Raw genomic sequence first — 15,362 nt, 5'->3', positions numbered from 1 at the left:
CAGCCGGCCTGGGCTAGCCTTCGGCGGCCATGGCCATGATCGCTTTCTTGGCGCGCTGGATCGAAGCCGGGCTCATCGAGAGTTCGGTCAGCCCCATCTTCACGAAAGTCGCAATCAGATCCGGACGGCCGGCCGCCTCACCGCACATGCCGACCATGATACCGGCGGCGACGCCGGCTTTTGCTGTCATTTCGATCGCCGACATGACGGCCGGATTGGTGACATCGTTGAGCTTGGCGACGGTCGGATTGAGCCGATCGGCGGCCATGATGTACTGGGTCAGATCGTTGGTGCCGATCGAGAAGAAAGCGACCTCCTTGGCCAGCGCCGGGGCGATCAGCACGGCGGCCGGGGTTTCGATCATGACGCCGAGGTCGAATGATGCGTGCGGCACGCCTTCGGCTTTCAGCTCGGCTGTGCATTCGTCGACCAGCACGCGCGTCTGCCTGACCTCCGAGAGGTCGGACACCATCGGCAGCATCACCTTGATGTTGCCGTGCACGGCTGCGCGCAGCAGCGCCCGCAGTTGGCGCTTGAAGATGTCGGGCCGGTCGAGACACATGCGGATGCCGCGCCAGCCGAGGAAGGGGTTTTCCTCGTCGGGAAATTCGATGCCGGCAATCGGCTTGTCACCGCCGATGTCGAGCGTGCGCACAATGACCGGATAAGGCGCAAAAGCCTTGGCCAGCGCCGCATAGGTCTCGGCCTGCATGTCTTCCGAGGGCAGATGCATATGGCGCATGAACAAAAGCTCGGTGCGGAACAGGCCGATGCCCATGGCACCAGCCTCTTGCGCCGCTTCGATTTCCTCGAGTGAGCCGATATTGGCCGCCACCTCGATGATCCTGCCGTCGGCGAGCTTCGGCGTCACCGTCTTGAAGATGGTCAGCCCGGCGCGCTCCTTTGCCGCCGCTTCGACGCGGCCGGCGAAATCGGCACGGGTCGCCTCGTCGGGGTCGATGATCACATGGCCGGCATTGCCGTCGAGCGCGACGTCTCGCGCGGTACGCAAGGCATTGACCTGGTCGCCGAGGCCGAGCACGGCCGGAATGCCGTGCGAGCGCGCGATGATGGCGATGTGCGAGGTGGCGCCGCCATGACCGCACACCACGCCGCCGATACGCTTCAGCGGCGCGCGTGCCAGATCCCAGGCGCCGATGTCGTCGGCGATCAGGATAGCCCCTTCGGGGATGTTTTCGAGGCTGACATCGTCTTGGCCCAGCAACACCAGGCAAATCTGCCGCCCAAGGGCGTGGACATCATCCGCCCGCGCGTTGAGATAGTGATCGTCGACGGCGCTGAATTCGGCGGCAATGGTGGAGGCGGCGGTGATGACGGCGGAAACCGCGTCGTTGCCGCCCTTGATCAGGCCCTCGGCCTCACCAGCCAGGCTGTCGTCGGCGGCGATATCGCGCAGCGCGGCGACGATGCCGCGGTCTCCAGCCGACAGGCTGTCCTGCGCCAACGCATGATCCATGCGGGCCTGGACCGCGCCGACGGCCGTGCGGAACCTGTCGATCTCGCCTTCTATCTCCTCGGCCCGCAACATGCGGCCCTGTCCGGCGATATCGGGTGGGAAATGCGCAAAGGCCGGGCCGATGGCGAAACCTTCGCTGGCGGCCACGCCACGCAAGCGGTTTGCCCCGCCAGGTGCCGCCGGCATGGATCCCGGCGCGGGTGCCGCTTCCTGCCCGGCATCGTTGGCCGGGCTCTGCGCTTCCGCTTCATCATCGAGGCCGGCCCGCGGATTCTCGAGATAGCCGATCAGCGCCTCGAGCGCCTCGATGGCATCGGCACCATTCGCCCGCACCGTGACTTCCTGGTTCTCCTTGACCGCCAGCAGCATCAGCTTGACCGAACTCTTGGCGCTGACCGCCTTGCCGTCCTTGACCAGTTCGACGTCGGATTCGAAGCCCTTGGCGAGCTTCACGAACCGCGTCGCGGGACGGGCGTGCAAACCTTCATGCACTCTGACGATGGTCGAGCGTTCCATGGCAAATACTCTGGTTTTGGGCGCCGCTCCCAACATGGGCCGCGGCGCGAATGCTGTCAGGCGGCGATGGTGATGATCGCGCCGGTCTTCAGGGCGGCCACGAGCGCTTGCGGATCGACTTGCGACGCACAGATCTCGCCCGGTCTCTCGGCTTCGGTAGCGCCGTTGAACGAAATGACGACATGGCCCATTTCCAGCACCTTGCTCCACGCGCTGGAGCCGACCGCTGTGATAACAGCGGCAACCGGGCCGAGGGTGATCGAAGCGCCCTTGGCGGGCGCTCCGTCACTTGGTCCCTGCTCCGCCTTGTGGAGCACCGAAACCTCGGCAAGCTCCGGCGGCGAGCCATCCGCAAACAGGATGACCACGCCCCCTTCGGCAAGGTCCGCCACTTCGGGGCCGATGGCAGTGACCCGTGTTCTCAAAAGAACCGTCATATGGCGAACCTCATTTTCTCAACTTTCCCTAGAGCGGTGAACCGCTCTATCTCTTTGTTTTGACGCAGTTTCCAAGGGAAAGCATTGTGCGCTTTTCCCGGAATTGCCTTAGAACACGATCAGGCTGACGACCCAGGCGATCAGCACCGAGACCGGCCCCATGATCTGGCGGCTGATGAGCACCGCCGGAACGCCGATTTCGATCGTCTTAGGCTTGGCCTCGCCGAGCGCCAGGCCGACGGGGACGAAGTCGCAGCCCACCTGGGTATTGTAGGCAAACAGCGCCGGCAGTGCCATTGCCGGCGAAATCGTGCCGTTGGCGATCTGCGGGCCGATGATGGCGACGCCGATGACCTGCGCGATGACAGCGCCTGGCCCGAGGATGGGCGACAGGAACGGCAGGCCGCAGATCGCCGAGATGATCAGCAGGCCGACGATGTTGTTGGCCAGCGGACCCATCGGCTGCGCCAGCACATCGCCGATGCCGGTATACAGGATCAGACCGATGAGCATGGTCACGAAGGCCATGAACGGCAGCACGTTGCGGATGACCTGGTCGATGGTGCGGCGGCCGGCATTGAAGAAGATGCCGACGATACGTCCCATGACGCGGCCGATCGTGCTGATGAGGCCGATCAGCCCACCTTCGCTCGGCAGCGGCTGTGGTGCCGCGGTCGCATTGTTGCTTGAACTCATCGCTGCTGCTCCCCCTGCAGTCGTGATCGTTTCGGATCCGTCCGCCATTGTGATGTTGGCCGGCTTCACGCCCGAAACGTAGATGTCCTCGGTGATGAACTGGGCCAGCGGCCCGGATTGACCGACCGGCGTCAGATTGACGGTCGGGATACGTTTGCGCGGATAGACGCCGCATCGTGCGGTGCCGCCGCAATCGACGACGACAACCGCCATCTCGCTTTCGATCGGCGGTGCCCTGAAGCCGTCGACGGCCTCGGCGCCGGTCATGTCGGCGATGAGCTGCGCCACCGGGTGAATGCCACCACCGGTGACGGAAACCACCTTGCTGCGCTGTTCGGTCGGCTCGATGATGAGCGGGCCACCCCAGCCGGTTTTGCCCTGGGAGATCTTTACGGCTTTATATGTCTTGGCCATGATGTCCTCCCCGCCCTTACAGCTCGACGCCTTGGCGGCGTGCCATGATCGCGGTGATGCGTTCGGTCAGCATGCCCTTGAGCAGGATGACGACGAGGCCGACGATGGCGTACCAGATCGCCACCTTGACGTGGTAGCCGGCGACGACGACGCCCTTCTTTTCCAGCTCCAGCAGCGCGACGAGAATGCCGCCCCAGACGAAATACTCGCCGGGATTGATGTGCGGGAACAGGCCGAGCGGCGGGTGCACATAGGACACGGCCGCGTCATAGAAGGCTGGCTTGTGCTTTTCTTCCAGGAACGATCCGAACGTATAGGCCATCGGATTGGTGAGGAAGAACACCGCCAGCAGCGGCAAAAGCGTGTAGCGCGTCAGCGCGATCCGACCGGCGCCGCGCGCCAGGCCATGCACGCGCTCTTCACCGACCAGTTCGGTGACGGCATAGAAGGCCGTCATCAGCACCACCAGCGTCGGAATGATGCCGGTGACGAAGCCGGCGAAGACCTCGCCACCCTTCTGGAAGATGCCGATGAAGTACTTGCCGATGGCGGTCAGCCAGCCGAGCTGCTCTTCCTGCTGGACGTCCTTCAGCTTTTCCTTGAACTGATCGACGGTGATCGGTCCGCTGTCCGCTTGTGCGAGGACAACGAGATGGTCGGAGGCATGCTCGACAGCGAGCTTGCCATGCAATGCGGCATCCGAAACCATGGCACCTGCGACATGCAGATTGTGCACGGCCATGTCGGCATGCTGCGCCAACAACGAAAATACAGACATTTCTCCTCCTTATGCCACCCGCCGGTTGATCCCAGTCGGTGCGCGGCGTCCTCTATCCCTTTGATTTAGAGCCCGAAATCATCCGGCTCTAAGCCCTTGCTACGTTCAAACCGGACAGGCCCGGCTTCTTCCCCGGCTCCGACCGTGTTTTGTCGATCTGCTCGATCGCCCGTTTCACGGCCTCGGCCACACCGGGTTCCCCCTCCCCCATGATTGCAGGGTTGGACCGGAGTCGATCGAGGGGAACACCCTCGAATTCTTCATGTCTCTTGAACTTGGTGAAGACGGAACGGCCGCTCATCACCATCAGGCGGCGCACGACCAGATCGGGCGTCACCACCACGAGCGCGATGGTGCCCTTGGCCAACCGGCCGCGAAAATTGCCGGCTCCGACGAAGCCGTCCTTGTACTGGTCGGTGACGCCCCTGAAGACATCCGAATAATGCCGCATCTGCAGCCAGACGCCGAGCGACTGCAGCGCCCACACGATAACCAGCAGAAGCAGTCCCCACTGCCAAATCGCCATTCGGTTCTCCTCCCGAAGCCTCAGTTGAATCGCACCTTGGACCGGCGCGTGACAACAGCAAAGTGAGAACATTTGTTTCCGAGAATGTCAATATGTATGATATTGGGCTCTGAAGCGGTCATCTACAGGGCCGCTGACAGATTTCGGCGGCGGCGCGCTTGTGCTAGGCTGACCGGGAAACAGGATACGAGGAAACATGGACCTGCCCTTCAGGGACGAACTGGCCTTGATGCCCGATCTTCGCCATCGGCTGCGGCAGTTGCGCTGGTTCCGCGCCACCTTTCGCGGCAGCGCCAAGGTGGTCTCGGACACGTTCGGCGTGCGCTTCGAGATCGACGAGGCCAAGCTCACCAGGGCCTTTCTCGACTGGGTCGAGATCATGGAGGCGCAGAAGCGCTTCGCCGCGATCGACCGCGCCGACTTCATCGTCTTTGCCGCCGGCCTCGTGCTGCGTGAGCTGATAAAACAGGCGCCGGCCAAGGAAATCTCCGGCCTCACGCAGCTGATCGAGACGGAAACGAACGCCGGCACGCTGGAAATCGTCCGCTTCTGGCCGGAGGGTTTCCTCTACACCAACTACTGCGTCTCGGTGATTTCGGCGATCCACGAGCAGGAATTCGGCACGGCACCCGGCATCGACAAATGCGCCGACGATTTGCGCACCTGGTGGTCCTATCGCGAGAATGTGACCGAGATGCCGGCCTATGCGGTGGCTTTCCTCGACCGCTTTCTCGGCGCCGAACCGAACTGGATCACCCCGGATCGCGCGCAGTCCCGGCAAGCCATGCAACGGGCGCTCGGGTCTTCCCGTGCGAGCGATGCGTTGCGCCAGCTTTGAGCCCGCTCTTCGCGTCCCCAAAAACGCACGTGCTATTGAACATTTGACTTTTTGCCGATAGCGATGTGCGAAAATTGACTCGAGAGGGAAACGCGTGGCGCGACCAAGGCCTATTATTTTCGATTGCGACGGCGTTCTTGTCGACAGCGAGCCTCTGGCCGCCCGCGCCTATGAGCGCGTCTACGAAAAGCACGGCATGCCCGGCGTCAACACCAGCGTCATCGCCCAATGCATCGGCATGAAGCAGTCCGATATCATCGCCAGGATCAAAGATTTGACCGGCCACCAGTTTCCGGCGGCGGCGGACGGCGACATCTGGGCCGAGACCAAGGTGCTGTTCTCGCAGGAATTGAAGCCGACACCGGGAATCACTGCCTTTCTGGAGGCGCTCGCGGGCGACCGCTGTGTCGCCTCGTCCTCCTCCGTCGAGCGCATAAACCACAGCCTTGCGGTGACCGGGCTGGCGCGTTTCTTCGGCGATGCGATCTACAGTTCCTCGATGGTCAAGAACGGCAAACCCGCGCCGGACATCTTCCTCTTCGCGGCGGACAAGATCGGCGCCAATCCCGTTGACTGCATCGTCATCGAGGACTCGCCCTTCGGCATCCAGGGCGCGATCGCCGCCGGCATGACGGCGATCGGCTACACCGGTGGCGGCCATACCTATGCCGAGCACGCCGCGCGGCTGACGGCTGCCGGTGCCGATTTCGTCTGCGCCGACTGGCAAGAAGTTAGCCGGCAATTGGCTAGGTTTGGTGTGCCGGCCTAGTTTAGACGATACTTTGTGAATCCACGGCTGGCCCATTCGCCAGGCGGCACGAGTGAGCCCACACGGAAGTTGAAGGACAGGACCCTCGTCGCATCGGCGTCGACTTCGCATCGGAAATTTAGGTTGTACCAAGCGTTTCTGGTGCTGAAGGCGGCCTGCGGAGGATTGAGAACATTGCCTTTGTCCAGCGTAATGGTTGGCACCCATTTGACCGTATAGTCGGCACTTTGCAGTTCCCGGCTCAGAACGTTGCCGCAAAGGGTGGCCACCCGCTGACCGCGCGGCACATTCTCCATGGAGCTTGTAGCGAACGCATTGCCGGTTGCCCCTTGCGAGTAAAGCTTTCTGACGCCCGGAAGGCCGGAATAGATTGGTGATCCTGCAACGTCGTTGTTGGTGGGATTTGACCTTCCAGCATTCCCGATCGGCGCTTTGAAAGCTCTTGCGGGTTTGAACGTCATTGTCTTGGCAGGTTTGGACTTTGCCTTTCCAGTCGAAGCTGGAGGCGCCGGCTTGTCACCGGTCTCAGCCGTCAATGGCTTTGGCGTCACGACGGCTTGCTTTTCGTCAGGTTGCGGTGCGAGTTCTTGTTTGTCCGGCTGCTGTTTGTCGGTGTCCTCGGTCGCCTGCTTTTCCTCGCTTTGCGCGGGCTTTTCGTCCGGCGCAACGGTGGCCGGCTTCTCGTCAGGCTTGCTGGGGTCTGCCTTCTGCTGTGGCGTTGCAGCCGGGGCGGGCTCCGTCGGCGCGGGTGTCGGCGCGACAGGCGGCTTTGCAGCCTCATCCTTGGCCGGCGACGGCGTGTTGGGTTTAGCGCTGCTTCCGTCGAGCGATTTCTCCGGCCCGGTATCTTTCTGGCCGTACTGGAAAACGCGCTTCAGAACCTGGTCGTCTGGCGGTTTCGGCGGCGGCGGCTTTTGTTCAGGCGGCTTTTCAGCCTTCTTTTCAGGTGTCGGTTCCGGCGGCTTTGGAGCAGGTTTCGGCTTGGGCTTCTCGGGCGGCGGCACGATCGCGACATTGACGGGCTGTTCCTGCTGAACCGGCTGCTGCTCGGGTCTCGGCAGGCCATAGATCAGAAACGCCGCGATGAGCGCATGCAGGATCAGCGATGCGGGCAAAGCCCACAGCAAATGCCGCCGCCGTTCTCCTGTTTCGCCCTTCATCCGCACCGATGTGGAATGAAATAGCGGCGGCTTCAAGCATAGGTAGTGGATTGGCTTGATTTAACCGCTGACAGGTTGGTGATCGGATGACGACGCGCAGACCTCAGGTCAGCCAGTTTGCCGCTGGCGCGGGATCCCGTCCAGAAACCGTTCGTCCAGCCGCGTCTCGCCAAGCCAGTTCAGCCGGTTGATGCTGATGAAGCCGGCATCGATCGCGTCGTTCTCGTCGCCCGGCTGGCTGTCGTGAGCCCGCCCGCGCGGCACGGTGATGACCGTGCGGTCGCCGTCGCTCTCCACGATCTCGGCCTTGCGGGCGATCTTGTCGCGACCGATGCGCGGCTGGCGGATTTCGGCCGGCAGCGAGGTCGGCAGGTTGATGCTCAGCCAATGACCCTCAGCGGCCCAGTCGGCGCGCGATTGCCACAGGGACACGATCAGCGCGCCAAGCCATTGGTCGTCGCCATCGGTGAAATCAGGATTTTTCACGCGTGAGAAGCCAATGGCCGGAACGCCCCAGAAAGTCGCCTCCCGCGCAATGCCGAGCGTGCCGGAATAGGCAAGGTCCTCGGCAACGTTGCGGCCATCGTTGACACCCGACAGCACCAGATCTGGCTTCTTCGTATCGGCGAACAACCAGGTCATGGCGCTTACCACGCAATCGGCCGGGGTGCCGGAACAGGCGTACCAGTTCGGTTTGAGGCGCCGCATGGTCAACGGCCTGGCAATCGTCAATGACGAGCCGGCGGCGGTGCGCTTGCCGTCGGGCGCGACCACCCAGACATCGTCGCACAACGCGCTTGCCGCATTGACCAGACGGGCAAGCCCCGGCGCTTCGATGCCGTCATCGTTGCAGATCAGAATTCTCATCGTTTTCTTGCCTCCGACACCACTATGCGCTGGCCGGTGCGGCATTGCGTGCGCAGCGACGGGATGTGGGTTTGCAGGTCGCCGAGAAGATCCGGCGTGCAGGAATGGCCGAGTGCCGCGGGACGGCCGGCCTTCTCCCAGATATCGACATTGCCCGACAGCGTCGGATGGGTCGGCATGCGTACCCAGTCCGCCCGGCCGGCCTTGTGCAACAGATCGCCCGGCGAACCTGACGGCAGATGCCCGGTAAGCAGCACCGGAAAACCGGAATGGTCGGCACGCGGCAAGAGGCGCGACGATGGGCCGGCTTCACCCATGCCGTCATCCGCCAGCAGCGGCATGGACGGCAGGGGATCGGCATCGGTCCAGTCGGCTGCGTCTTGCAGGCGGCGGCGCAGCAACGTTGAAACGCCCGGCAACAGGGCTGCCGTGGCGCCGATCTGCGCTTCCAGGGACGAGCGCATGCCGGCATGGATGGCGAACGGCCCTGGCAAGGCCGCGATCAGCTCCAGCGACCGACCCGAGAGCGGCGTCGGCAAAAGACACCCGCCCGAATGCCTCGCAACCCATTGCGAGATTTCGCGCGCACGCGCCGCCCCCGGCACCGGATCGGCGCCGTAGGAGGCATCGAGGACAAGCAGGTCGCAGTGCGGGATCGTGTCCATGACGAAGACATTGCTGTCCGGCACCACATCGGCGGAATAGGCGACGCGGCTCTCGCCATCCTCCACGGCAAACCAGACGCCGCCCACGACATGCCCGGAGCGTCCCGTCCGGATCGTGAGGTTGCCGCTGTCCAGCGTGTCGCCCGGCTCGAACAATTCGACGCGGTCTTCGGGAAAAGGAAACCGCCTGAAATCCTCGGGCTCAGCATAGCCCGCGAGCGTGGCAGGCGCCTCGTCGCGGGTCTCGGCGGTCATGAAGATCGGACCGGCATAACCGCGCGACAGCAGCCAGCTCAGCGCGCCGATATGATCCTCATGCGCATGCGAGACGAACAGCGCATCGATGTCGGCAACCGAACCATCCAGCGCCGGATAGTAGTCCGCCCCCGAGGCGCCGACCTTGATGCCGACGTCGAGCAGGATGCGATCCTTGCCGCTGCTGACAGCAAGGCTGGTGCGGCCCTTTTCGCCAAAGCCGCCGAGCAGGTCGAGCATCATCACTATGCCGCCCCCGCCGCCGGGATCAGCCAGCCGGAGCGTATCCGCAGGCGTGCCTGGGCTCCGCTCTCCAGCGCGACCGGATCGGGCTGTTCGAAATGCAAGGTGAGGTCGGGATTGGTCGAAGGCGTGAATTCGATGCGCGCCGAGCCACCCTGGTAGATCACCCGCTTGACCAGACCATCGAAGCCGGGGCCATCCGGCGACACGTCGAGATCGGCCGACCGGCAGCAGACCTTTGCCCCGGTTCGCGGCCGCTCGCCTGGCCGGCAGCGGACAATCAGTTCAGCGCCGAGAACGCGGACCTTGCAGTGCCCTCTTTCTTCCGCGCTCAACACATCCGCAGGCAGCAAAATGCCCTGCGAAATGAAGGAAGCCACCATTTCATTTGCCGGCTCATGATAGAGTTCGCGTGGCGTCGCCAGCTGGGCAAGACGCCCGCCATCCATCACCGCGATCCGATCGGCCAGCGCCATCGCCTCGGCCTGGTCATGGGTGATGTAGACGATCGTCGTGCCGGTGCGCTTGTGGAAGGACGCGAACTCGTCCTCCATCGAAGCCCTCAGATGCACGTCGAGATTGGCCAGCGGCTCGTCGAACAGAACCAACGAGGGCGCGGCGACAAGGCAGCGCGCCAATGCCACGCGCTGGCGTTGGCCACCAGACAGATTGGCCGGCCGACGCTCGCCCAGCCCTTGCAGATTGACCAGGGCGAGTGCGTCTTCAACCTTCTGGCGCGCGACGGCCTTGTCGAGCTTCGCCACCTTCAGCGAATAGCCGATGTTTTCGGCGACCGTCATGTGCGGCCACAGCGCGTAGTTCTGGAAGACGATGCCGACGCGCCGCTTTTCCGGCGCGACGCTGCCGCCCTTGCCCGACACGACCTCGCTGCCGATACGGATCTCGCCTGACGTCACCTTCTCGAATCCGGCAACGAGCCGCAGCAGCGTGGTCTTGCCGCAGCCGGACGGCCCGAGCACTGCCAGGAACTCGCCGTCGCCGACATCGATCGATACGTCCTTGACGGCATCGAAATTGGCGAAGCTCTTGGTCACATTGTCCAGGCTCAATCGCGCCATGGCAGCACTCCGGTCGGAAGGTAGGGGGCAAGCAGATTGGTCACCAGCATCAACAGGAAAGTGACCGCCACAGTGATGACGGACATCGCCGCCGCATAGTTGGAATCGCCGCCCTGCTCGAAGGAAAACATCACGACACCGATCGTCTCCGACCCGGACGACCACAGCAGCGCCGAGACGGTGAGTTCGCTGAGCGCCGTCATGAAGATCAGTAGCCCGCCGGCGATCGCCGCCGGTGCCACCAGCGGAAAGATGATCGTGCGCATGCGCGTGAACAGCCCGGCGCCGGCCACTTGCGCCGCCTCCTCCAGCGCCCGGTCGATCTGGTGATAGCCGCTGATGGTTGGCCGCAGCGCCAGCACCAGGAAGCGGGCGAGATAGGCGTAGAGGATGATCCAGACGGTGTTGTAGAGCTGGATGCCGGTCAGCGGGATCGGCCGCAGGAACATGAGCAGCGAGGCGATCGCCAGCACCACGCCGGGCAAAGCATAGGGCAGTTCGACCGACAGATTGAGCAGCCGCACCCAGCGCTGCTTGCCCCAGGCGATCAGATAGCCGATCGGCACGGCGACCAGAACCGCGAAGAAGGCCGCCGCGATCGACAGCCAGAAGCTGTTGAAGAAAGCCCTACTGGCGGCATCATGCTCGAACAGCACGAAGCGATAATTGTCGAGCGTCGCCGTCTTGGCGGTGAGCGCAATGCCGTAGCCCGGCACCAGCGATGTCAGAACCAGCCCGAACAGCGGCAGGACCAGCACCACGATGATCAGCAGCCACATGCCGGCCTGCACGGCGGGCCGCCAGCGGCCGAGCTCATAGGGCTCGGCCGAAAGCGACGTGGAACTGATGCGATAGTCGCGGCGGCGGCTCATGATCTCCTGGGCAAGGATGCCCGCCATGGCGATAATGCCGATCAGCACCGACAGGAACGCGGTTTCGCCGAGCACGGCGGGGCCGCCGCCGGCCAGCTTCTGATAAATCAGCGTCGGCAGCACGAGATAGTTGGCGGGAATGCCGAGAAAGGCCGGAATGCCGAAATTGCCGACGCATGAGACGAAGGCGAGAGCAGCGGCCGCCATGATCGACGGCGTCATCAAGGGCAGCACGATGGTGACCAGCACGGTGAACCAGCCGGCGCCGCCCGCCCGCGCGGCTTCGACCAGCTCGCGCGGCAGCTTGCGCAGCCCGGCGCGCACCAACAGGAAAACCAGCGGCCCATACTGCACGCCGAGCAGCAGGATTATGCCCGATGTCGAATAGAGCGGGTTCCTCGTACCGAGCGGCGGTGCCGCCCCGAACAGCTTGAGGAACGGGCTTGCCGGGCCGAACAATTGCAGCCAGGCCAGCGCCGTCACCTGCGGCGCGATCAGCAAGGGCATGACGTAACAGAGCACCATGGCGCTGCGAGCGCGGATATCGGTCAGGGTGACGAGGACGGCCACCAGCGTTCCAGACAGCACCGCAAGCAGGGTGCCGCCGATCCCGACGACCAGCGTGTGCCAGGTGGCGATCCAGGTCGCCGGACTGGTGAGCCCCGCCTTTATCGCGACGGTCGACAGCGTGCCGCCGGGCGCCACGATCTCCTTGATCAGGCGCAGCATCGGCAGCACGGAAAGCAGGACGATGACGATGGCTACCGCCGCCGTCAGGACCATTTCCTGGCCCCGGCTTTCCCTGATCCGTGTTGACATGATTGCGTTTCCTGGGGTCGATCAGCCGAGGCGATCGGGGTTTTGCCCGTCAGGGCTACCGCTGGGACGGCACCCCTGACTGGATTGCCGGCTCAGCCGCCGAACAGTTCCGAGAACTTCGCCTTGTCGGCGTCGGTTTTGGCGACGATTGCCTTGGTGTCGAACGGCATCACCTTGACCTTGACGCCTTCCGGCAGCCATTCGGGGCGGCCGACCGAGGCGCGCGCCGGCAGATAGCCCATCGAAAGCGCAAGCTTCTGGCCGTCATCGGAAAGAATGAAGTCGACGAACTTCTTGGCGCCGTCGACATTCCTGGCGGTCTTCATGATGGCGACCGGTTCGGTCACTGCCGGCACACCTTCCGAGGGGAACACGAACTCGACCGGGGAACCCTTCTTCTTGGCGTTCATCGCCATGAAGTCGACCAGGATGCCATAGGGCTTTTCGCCCGATGCCACCGACTTCAGCACCGCACCATTGCCGCGCACGCTGACGGTGTTGTTGGTCTTCAGCTTCTGGAAGAAATCCCAGCCATAATTGGCGTCGCCGACGAAGCCCGAAAGCAGGTAGGCGGCGGCACCCGAATAGAGCGGGCTCGGCATGACCAGGCCATCGGCATAGGCGGGCTTGGCAAGATCGGCCCAATGCTGCGGCTTCTCGGTCGCAGCGGTGTTGTAAACGATGCCGGTGGTGATCAGCTTGCTGCCGAAATAGGTCTTGTCGGCGTCATAGGCATCCGCTTCGATGCCATCGAGCTTTGCCTCGGGATAGGGCAGTAGCCGGTCGTCCTTCTTCAACAGCTCCATCGAGACCGCATCGGCGATCAGAAGCACGTCGGGCTGCGGGCTGCCGGCGGCAAACTCGGCCGCCATCTTGGTCAGGATGTCGCTCGTTCCGGAGCGATAGATATTCACATCGATACCCGGCTGCGCCTTCTTGAAGGCATCCACGGTCTTGGCCGCGTCGGCTTCCGGCTGGGACGTGTAGAGCGTCAGTGTTTCGGCGTTTGCCACGCCGGCAAACAAAGTTGCCGCGAGTGCCAGCTGGCTGGCCAGCAGCTTGATGAAGTGCGTCTTCAATGAGACCTCCTGTCTTTCTGTGCATGACCGGTCCGGCTCTGGCCGGCTCCCCGTCTCTTCCTCCCTGCACGGCGCATATGACTGGTGGATGACACAGCGCGTGAAACCCACAAAATATGTTCATATGTATGATGTCAATTACAAATGAACAGAAATGTGCGACAATCGACACGCCGCAGATCCGGCATCAGTTGACATCCGGCCGGTATTTCCTTGATGAGCACCGGTCAGGCCACGGCTCATGAGGGACAGGAACCGATGACCACAGAAAAACCAAGACAGGCTCGCCTGCCGATGGTCTCGTCGGACCTTACCGTCAAGACGGCATGGCTCTACTATGTCGAAGGTTTCACCCAGGAACAGATCGCCGAAAAGCTCGATGTCTCCAGGGTGAAGGTCATGCGTACGCTGGCCTCCTGCACCGCCGAGGGCATTGTCGTCACCATGATCAACGCGCCGACCGCCGGGCAGGTGGCGCTCGAGCGGGAGCTGGAAAAGCGCTGGGGTCTGAATGCTGCCGTCGTCATCCCGACGCCTTCGGCGCATGACCATCTGGAGAAGGCCATCGGCCATGCCGTCGCGGCCTATCTCGGCGAGCAGATGCAGGACGGCATGACACTGGCCATCGGTGGCGGCGCGACCCTGCATGCCAGCCTCGGCTTCCTTGCCCGCCGGCAGTTAAAGCATGCCTGTGTGGTGGCGCTCGTCGGCAGCCTGCCGCACTCGCAATGGATCAATCCATCGATAGTTGCTGCCAAGGTCGCCGATGTCTTCGAGGTCGACAGCTACCAGATCACCGCGCCGGTCACGGTCGACAATCCCTCGCTGCGCGATCTCCTCTGGGCACAGCCGACCCTGCAGGATGTGCGCCAACGCGCGGCCGCCGCCGACATCGCCCTGCTCACCGTCGGCGACATGTCGCCCGACGCCACCATCTTCCGGCATGGCATCGTTCCGTCATCGCTGATCGCTCCGTTGAAAGCGAAGGGCGCGGTCGCCAACATGCTGTGCTATTTCGTCGATGCCAATGGCCGTTTGGTGGACCACGAGGTCAACGGGCGTGTCATGGCCATCGATCTCGATGTGGTCGGCCAGGTGCCGAATGTGGTTCTCGCCGCGGGCGGCAAGCGCAAGGTCACGGCGATCCTCGCCGCACTGAAAGCCGTCGACACCAATGTGCTGATCACTGACAGCGATACCGCCGCGGCGCTGCTTGCCAAAGGCGGTTAGATGAGCCCGCGCTCGCGCAAAAAATCCTCGACGCCGACATGGGTCATGGATTCGAATTCGGCGATCGCCTCGGCCACCCGCTTGCGCTGCGCCGCCAACAGTGTGAACACCTGCTTCATCTCGCCGGAAACACCAAAACGGCTCCACCGCTCGGCGATATGCGTGGGCAGACCGATGTCGGCGCAGAACGCGTCCAGACTGTCATAGCCGAGGCTGGCGACGAGCTGCCTGGTCTCCTCCGCCGACATGCGAGGCTCGAAGGCGTGGTCGTGCAGGCGCTGCGCCACCAGCTTGATGTCGGATGGCGACGCACCCATGACCTTGCCGAACAGGGTTTTGACGTCAGATGGGTCGAATGCAGGCATATTTGGCCTCCCTGGATCGCAATCCAGATAGAACATGGGTCAAGGGTCAGCGCCTGACAAGTCGTTTCTGTCGCAAGCCGGCGCATCAGTCGGAGCCGGCTTCTGCTTGGTGGATCAGACCAGCAGGCCCATCGGATTTTCAAGGAGGTTCTTGAAGGCGACCAGCAGTTCGGCACCCAGCGCACCGTCCACGGCGCGGTGGTCGGTCGACAGCGTCACCGACATCACGGTGGCTATTCTGATCTCGCCGTTCTTGACCACTGCCCGCTCCTCGCCG

At 63.3% G+C, this 15,362-nt stretch carries 16 protein-coding genes; 3 read left to right on the top strand and 13 right to left on the bottom strand.

What is annotated here, in order from left to right; translation table 11 throughout:
• Positions 1-13 precede the first annotated feature (13 nt).
• The 5 genes from ptsP to EN955_RS07335 all read right to left on the bottom strand — a co-directional run bounded on the left by ptsP (position 14) and on the right by EN955_RS07335 (position 4,844).
• Positions 14-1,993, bottom strand: coding sequence for a phosphoenolpyruvate--protein phosphotransferase (ptsP, locus tag EN955_RS07355; protein ID WP_024503718.1), 1,980 nt, complete (start codon positions 1,991-1,993; stop codon positions 14-16).
• A gap of 56 nt (positions 1,994-2,049) precedes the next feature.
• Positions 2,050-2,430, bottom strand: a complete 381-nt coding sequence (locus tag EN955_RS07350) for a PTS glucitol/sorbitol transporter subunit IIA (RefSeq protein ID WP_013529330.1) — start codon at positions 2,428-2,430, stop codon at positions 2,050-2,052.
• Positions 2,431-2,538: 108 nt separating this feature from the next.
• Complete coding sequence (locus EN955_RS07345; RefSeq protein WP_024503717.1) at positions 2,539-3,540, bottom strand: PTS glucitol/sorbitol transporter subunit IIB; 1,002 nt, start codon at positions 3,538-3,540, stop codon at positions 2,539-2,541.
• A 16-nt stretch (positions 3,541-3,556) separates the two neighbouring features.
• Positions 3,557-4,318 carry a PTS glucitol/sorbitol transporter subunit IIC gene (locus tag EN955_RS07340; RefSeq protein WP_013529328.1) on the bottom strand — a complete coding sequence of 254 codons (762 nt, stop codon included), beginning with the start codon at positions 4,316-4,318 and terminating at the stop codon, positions 3,557-3,559.
• 88 nt (positions 4,319-4,406) lie between these two features.
• Positions 4,407-4,844, bottom strand: coding sequence for a transcriptional regulator GutM (locus EN955_RS07335; RefSeq protein ID WP_013529327.1), 438 nt, complete (start codon positions 4,842-4,844; stop codon positions 4,407-4,409).
• A 196-nt stretch (positions 4,845-5,040) separates the two neighbouring features.
• Here EN955_RS07335 and EN955_RS07330 point away from each other — a divergent pair, with 196 nt between their 5' ends.
• On the top strand, positions 5,041-5,682 hold the full coding sequence (locus tag EN955_RS07330; protein ID WP_024503716.1) for a hypothetical protein: 642 nt from the start codon (positions 5,041-5,043) through the stop codon (positions 5,680-5,682).
• A 94-nt stretch (positions 5,683-5,776) separates the two neighbouring features.
• Complete coding sequence (locus EN955_RS07325; protein WP_024503715.1) at positions 5,777-6,451, top strand: HAD family phosphatase; 675 nt, start codon at positions 5,777-5,779, stop codon at positions 6,449-6,451.
• On the opposite strand, the gene EN955_RS07320 is transcribed toward EN955_RS07325, so the two are convergent.
• The 6 genes from EN955_RS07320 to EN955_RS07295 form a co-directional block, all read right to left on the bottom strand.
• A complete protein-coding gene (locus tag EN955_RS07320) occupies positions 6,448-7,611 on the bottom strand; it encodes a DUF930 domain-containing protein (protein WP_024503714.1) in 1,164 nt (387 codons plus the stop codon). The genes EN955_RS07325 and EN955_RS07320 overlap by 4 nt on opposite strands.
• A 108-nt stretch (positions 7,612-7,719) precedes the next feature.
• Positions 7,720-8,478 carry a 5'/3'-nucleotidase SurE gene (locus EN955_RS07315; RefSeq protein WP_024503713.1) on the bottom strand — a complete coding sequence of 253 codons (759 nt, stop codon included), beginning with the start codon at positions 8,476-8,478 and terminating at the stop codon, positions 7,720-7,722.
• Positions 8,475-9,641 carry an MBL fold metallo-hydrolase gene (locus tag EN955_RS07310; protein ID WP_024503712.1) on the bottom strand — a complete coding sequence of 389 codons (1,167 nt, stop codon included), beginning with the start codon at positions 9,639-9,641 and terminating at the stop codon, positions 8,475-8,477. The genes EN955_RS07315 and EN955_RS07310 overlap by 4 nt, the downstream gene beginning before the upstream one ends.
• Positions 9,642-9,643: 2 nt before the next feature.
• Entirely contained in the window at positions 9,644-10,720 is a 1,077-nt protein-coding gene (locus EN955_RS07305; protein ID WP_024503711.1) for an ABC transporter ATP-binding protein, read from the bottom strand.
• Positions 10,708-12,411, bottom strand: a complete 1,704-nt coding sequence (locus EN955_RS07300) for an iron ABC transporter permease (RefSeq protein ID WP_024503710.1) — start codon at positions 12,409-12,411, stop codon at positions 10,708-10,710. Before EN955_RS07300 ends, EN955_RS07305 begins: the two co-directional genes overlap by 13 nt.
• Positions 12,412-12,503: 92 nt before the next feature.
• Positions 12,504-13,490 carry an ABC transporter substrate-binding protein gene (locus EN955_RS07295; RefSeq protein ID WP_024503709.1) on the bottom strand — a complete coding sequence of 329 codons (987 nt, stop codon included), beginning with the start codon at positions 13,488-13,490 and terminating at the stop codon, positions 12,504-12,506.
• Between the two features lie 258 nt (positions 13,491-13,748).
• Between EN955_RS07295 and EN955_RS07290 the strand changes: the two genes are divergently transcribed.
• Entirely contained in the window at positions 13,749-14,720 is a 972-nt protein-coding gene (locus EN955_RS07290; protein WP_024503708.1) for a sugar-binding transcriptional regulator, read from the top strand.
• Here EN955_RS07290 and EN955_RS07285 read toward each other — a convergent pair.
• The gene (locus tag EN955_RS07285; RefSeq protein ID WP_013529317.1) at positions 14,717-15,085 is read right to left on the bottom strand and encodes a hypothetical protein; all 369 of its coding nucleotides are present in this window, start codon (positions 15,083-15,085) and stop codon (positions 14,717-14,719) included. The two genes, EN955_RS07290 and EN955_RS07285, sit on opposite strands and share 4 nt — an antisense overlap.
• 114 nt (positions 15,086-15,199) lie before the next feature.
• On the bottom strand, positions 15,200-15,362 hold a 163-nt coding region (locus tag EN955_RS07280), incomplete at its 5' end, for a 2-oxo acid dehydrogenase subunit E2 (RefSeq protein ID WP_206522605.1).

It is taken from the genome of Mesorhizobium sp. M7A.F.Ca.CA.001.04.2.1, assembly GCF_003998485.1.
Lineage (GTDB): Bacteria > Pseudomonadota > Alphaproteobacteria > Rhizobiales > Rhizobiaceae > Mesorhizobium > Mesorhizobium ciceri.
This window is presented reverse-complemented; position numbering and strand designations above follow the sequence as displayed.

What these genes read in the sequence shown, in the direction of transcription:
- ptsP (WP_024503718.1), bottom strand. Translation starts at nt 1,993, where the DNA reads ATGGAACGCTCGACCATCGTCAGAGTGCATGAAGGTTTGCACGCCCGT.
- EN955_RS07350 (WP_013529330.1), bottom strand. Translation starts at nt 2,430, where the DNA reads ATGACGGTTCTTTTGAGAACACGGGTCACTGCCATCGGCCCCGAAGTG.
- EN955_RS07345 (WP_024503717.1), bottom strand. Translation starts at nt 3,540, where the DNA reads ATGGCCAAGACATATAAAGCCGTAAAGATCTCCCAGGGCAAAACCGGC.
- EN955_RS07340 (WP_013529328.1), bottom strand. Translation starts at nt 4,318, where the DNA reads ATGTCTGTATTTTCGTTGTTGGCGCAGCATGCCGACATGGCCGTGCAC.
- EN955_RS07335 (WP_013529327.1), bottom strand. Translation starts at nt 4,844, where the DNA reads ATGGCGATTTGGCAGTGGGGACTGCTTCTGCTGGTTATCGTGTGGGCG.
- EN955_RS07330 (WP_024503716.1), top strand. Translation starts at nt 5,041, where the DNA reads ATGGACCTGCCCTTCAGGGACGAACTGGCCTTGATGCCCGATCTTCGC.
- EN955_RS07320 (WP_024503714.1), bottom strand. Translation starts at nt 7,611, where the DNA reads ATGAAGGGCGAAACAGGAGAACGGCGGCGGCATTTGCTGTGGGCTTTG.
- EN955_RS07315 (WP_024503713.1), bottom strand. Translation starts at nt 8,478, where the DNA reads ATGAGAATTCTGATCTGCAACGATGACGGCATCGAAGCGCCGGGGCTT.
- EN955_RS07310 (WP_024503712.1), bottom strand. Translation starts at nt 9,641, where the DNA reads ATGATGCTCGACCTGCTCGGCGGCTTTGGCGAAAAGGGCCGCACCAGC.
- EN955_RS07305 (WP_024503711.1), bottom strand. Translation starts at nt 10,720, where the DNA reads ATGGCGCGATTGAGCCTGGACAATGTGACCAAGAGCTTCGCCAATTTC.
- EN955_RS07300 (WP_024503710.1), bottom strand. Translation starts at nt 12,411, where the DNA reads ATGTCAACACGGATCAGGGAAAGCCGGGGCCAGGAAATGGTCCTGACG.
- EN955_RS07290 (WP_024503708.1), top strand. Translation starts at nt 13,749, where the DNA reads ATGACCACAGAAAAACCAAGACAGGCTCGCCTGCCGATGGTCTCGTCG.
- EN955_RS07285 (WP_013529317.1), bottom strand. Translation starts at nt 15,085, where the DNA reads ATGCCTGCATTCGACCCATCTGACGTCAAAACCCTGTTCGGCAAGGTC.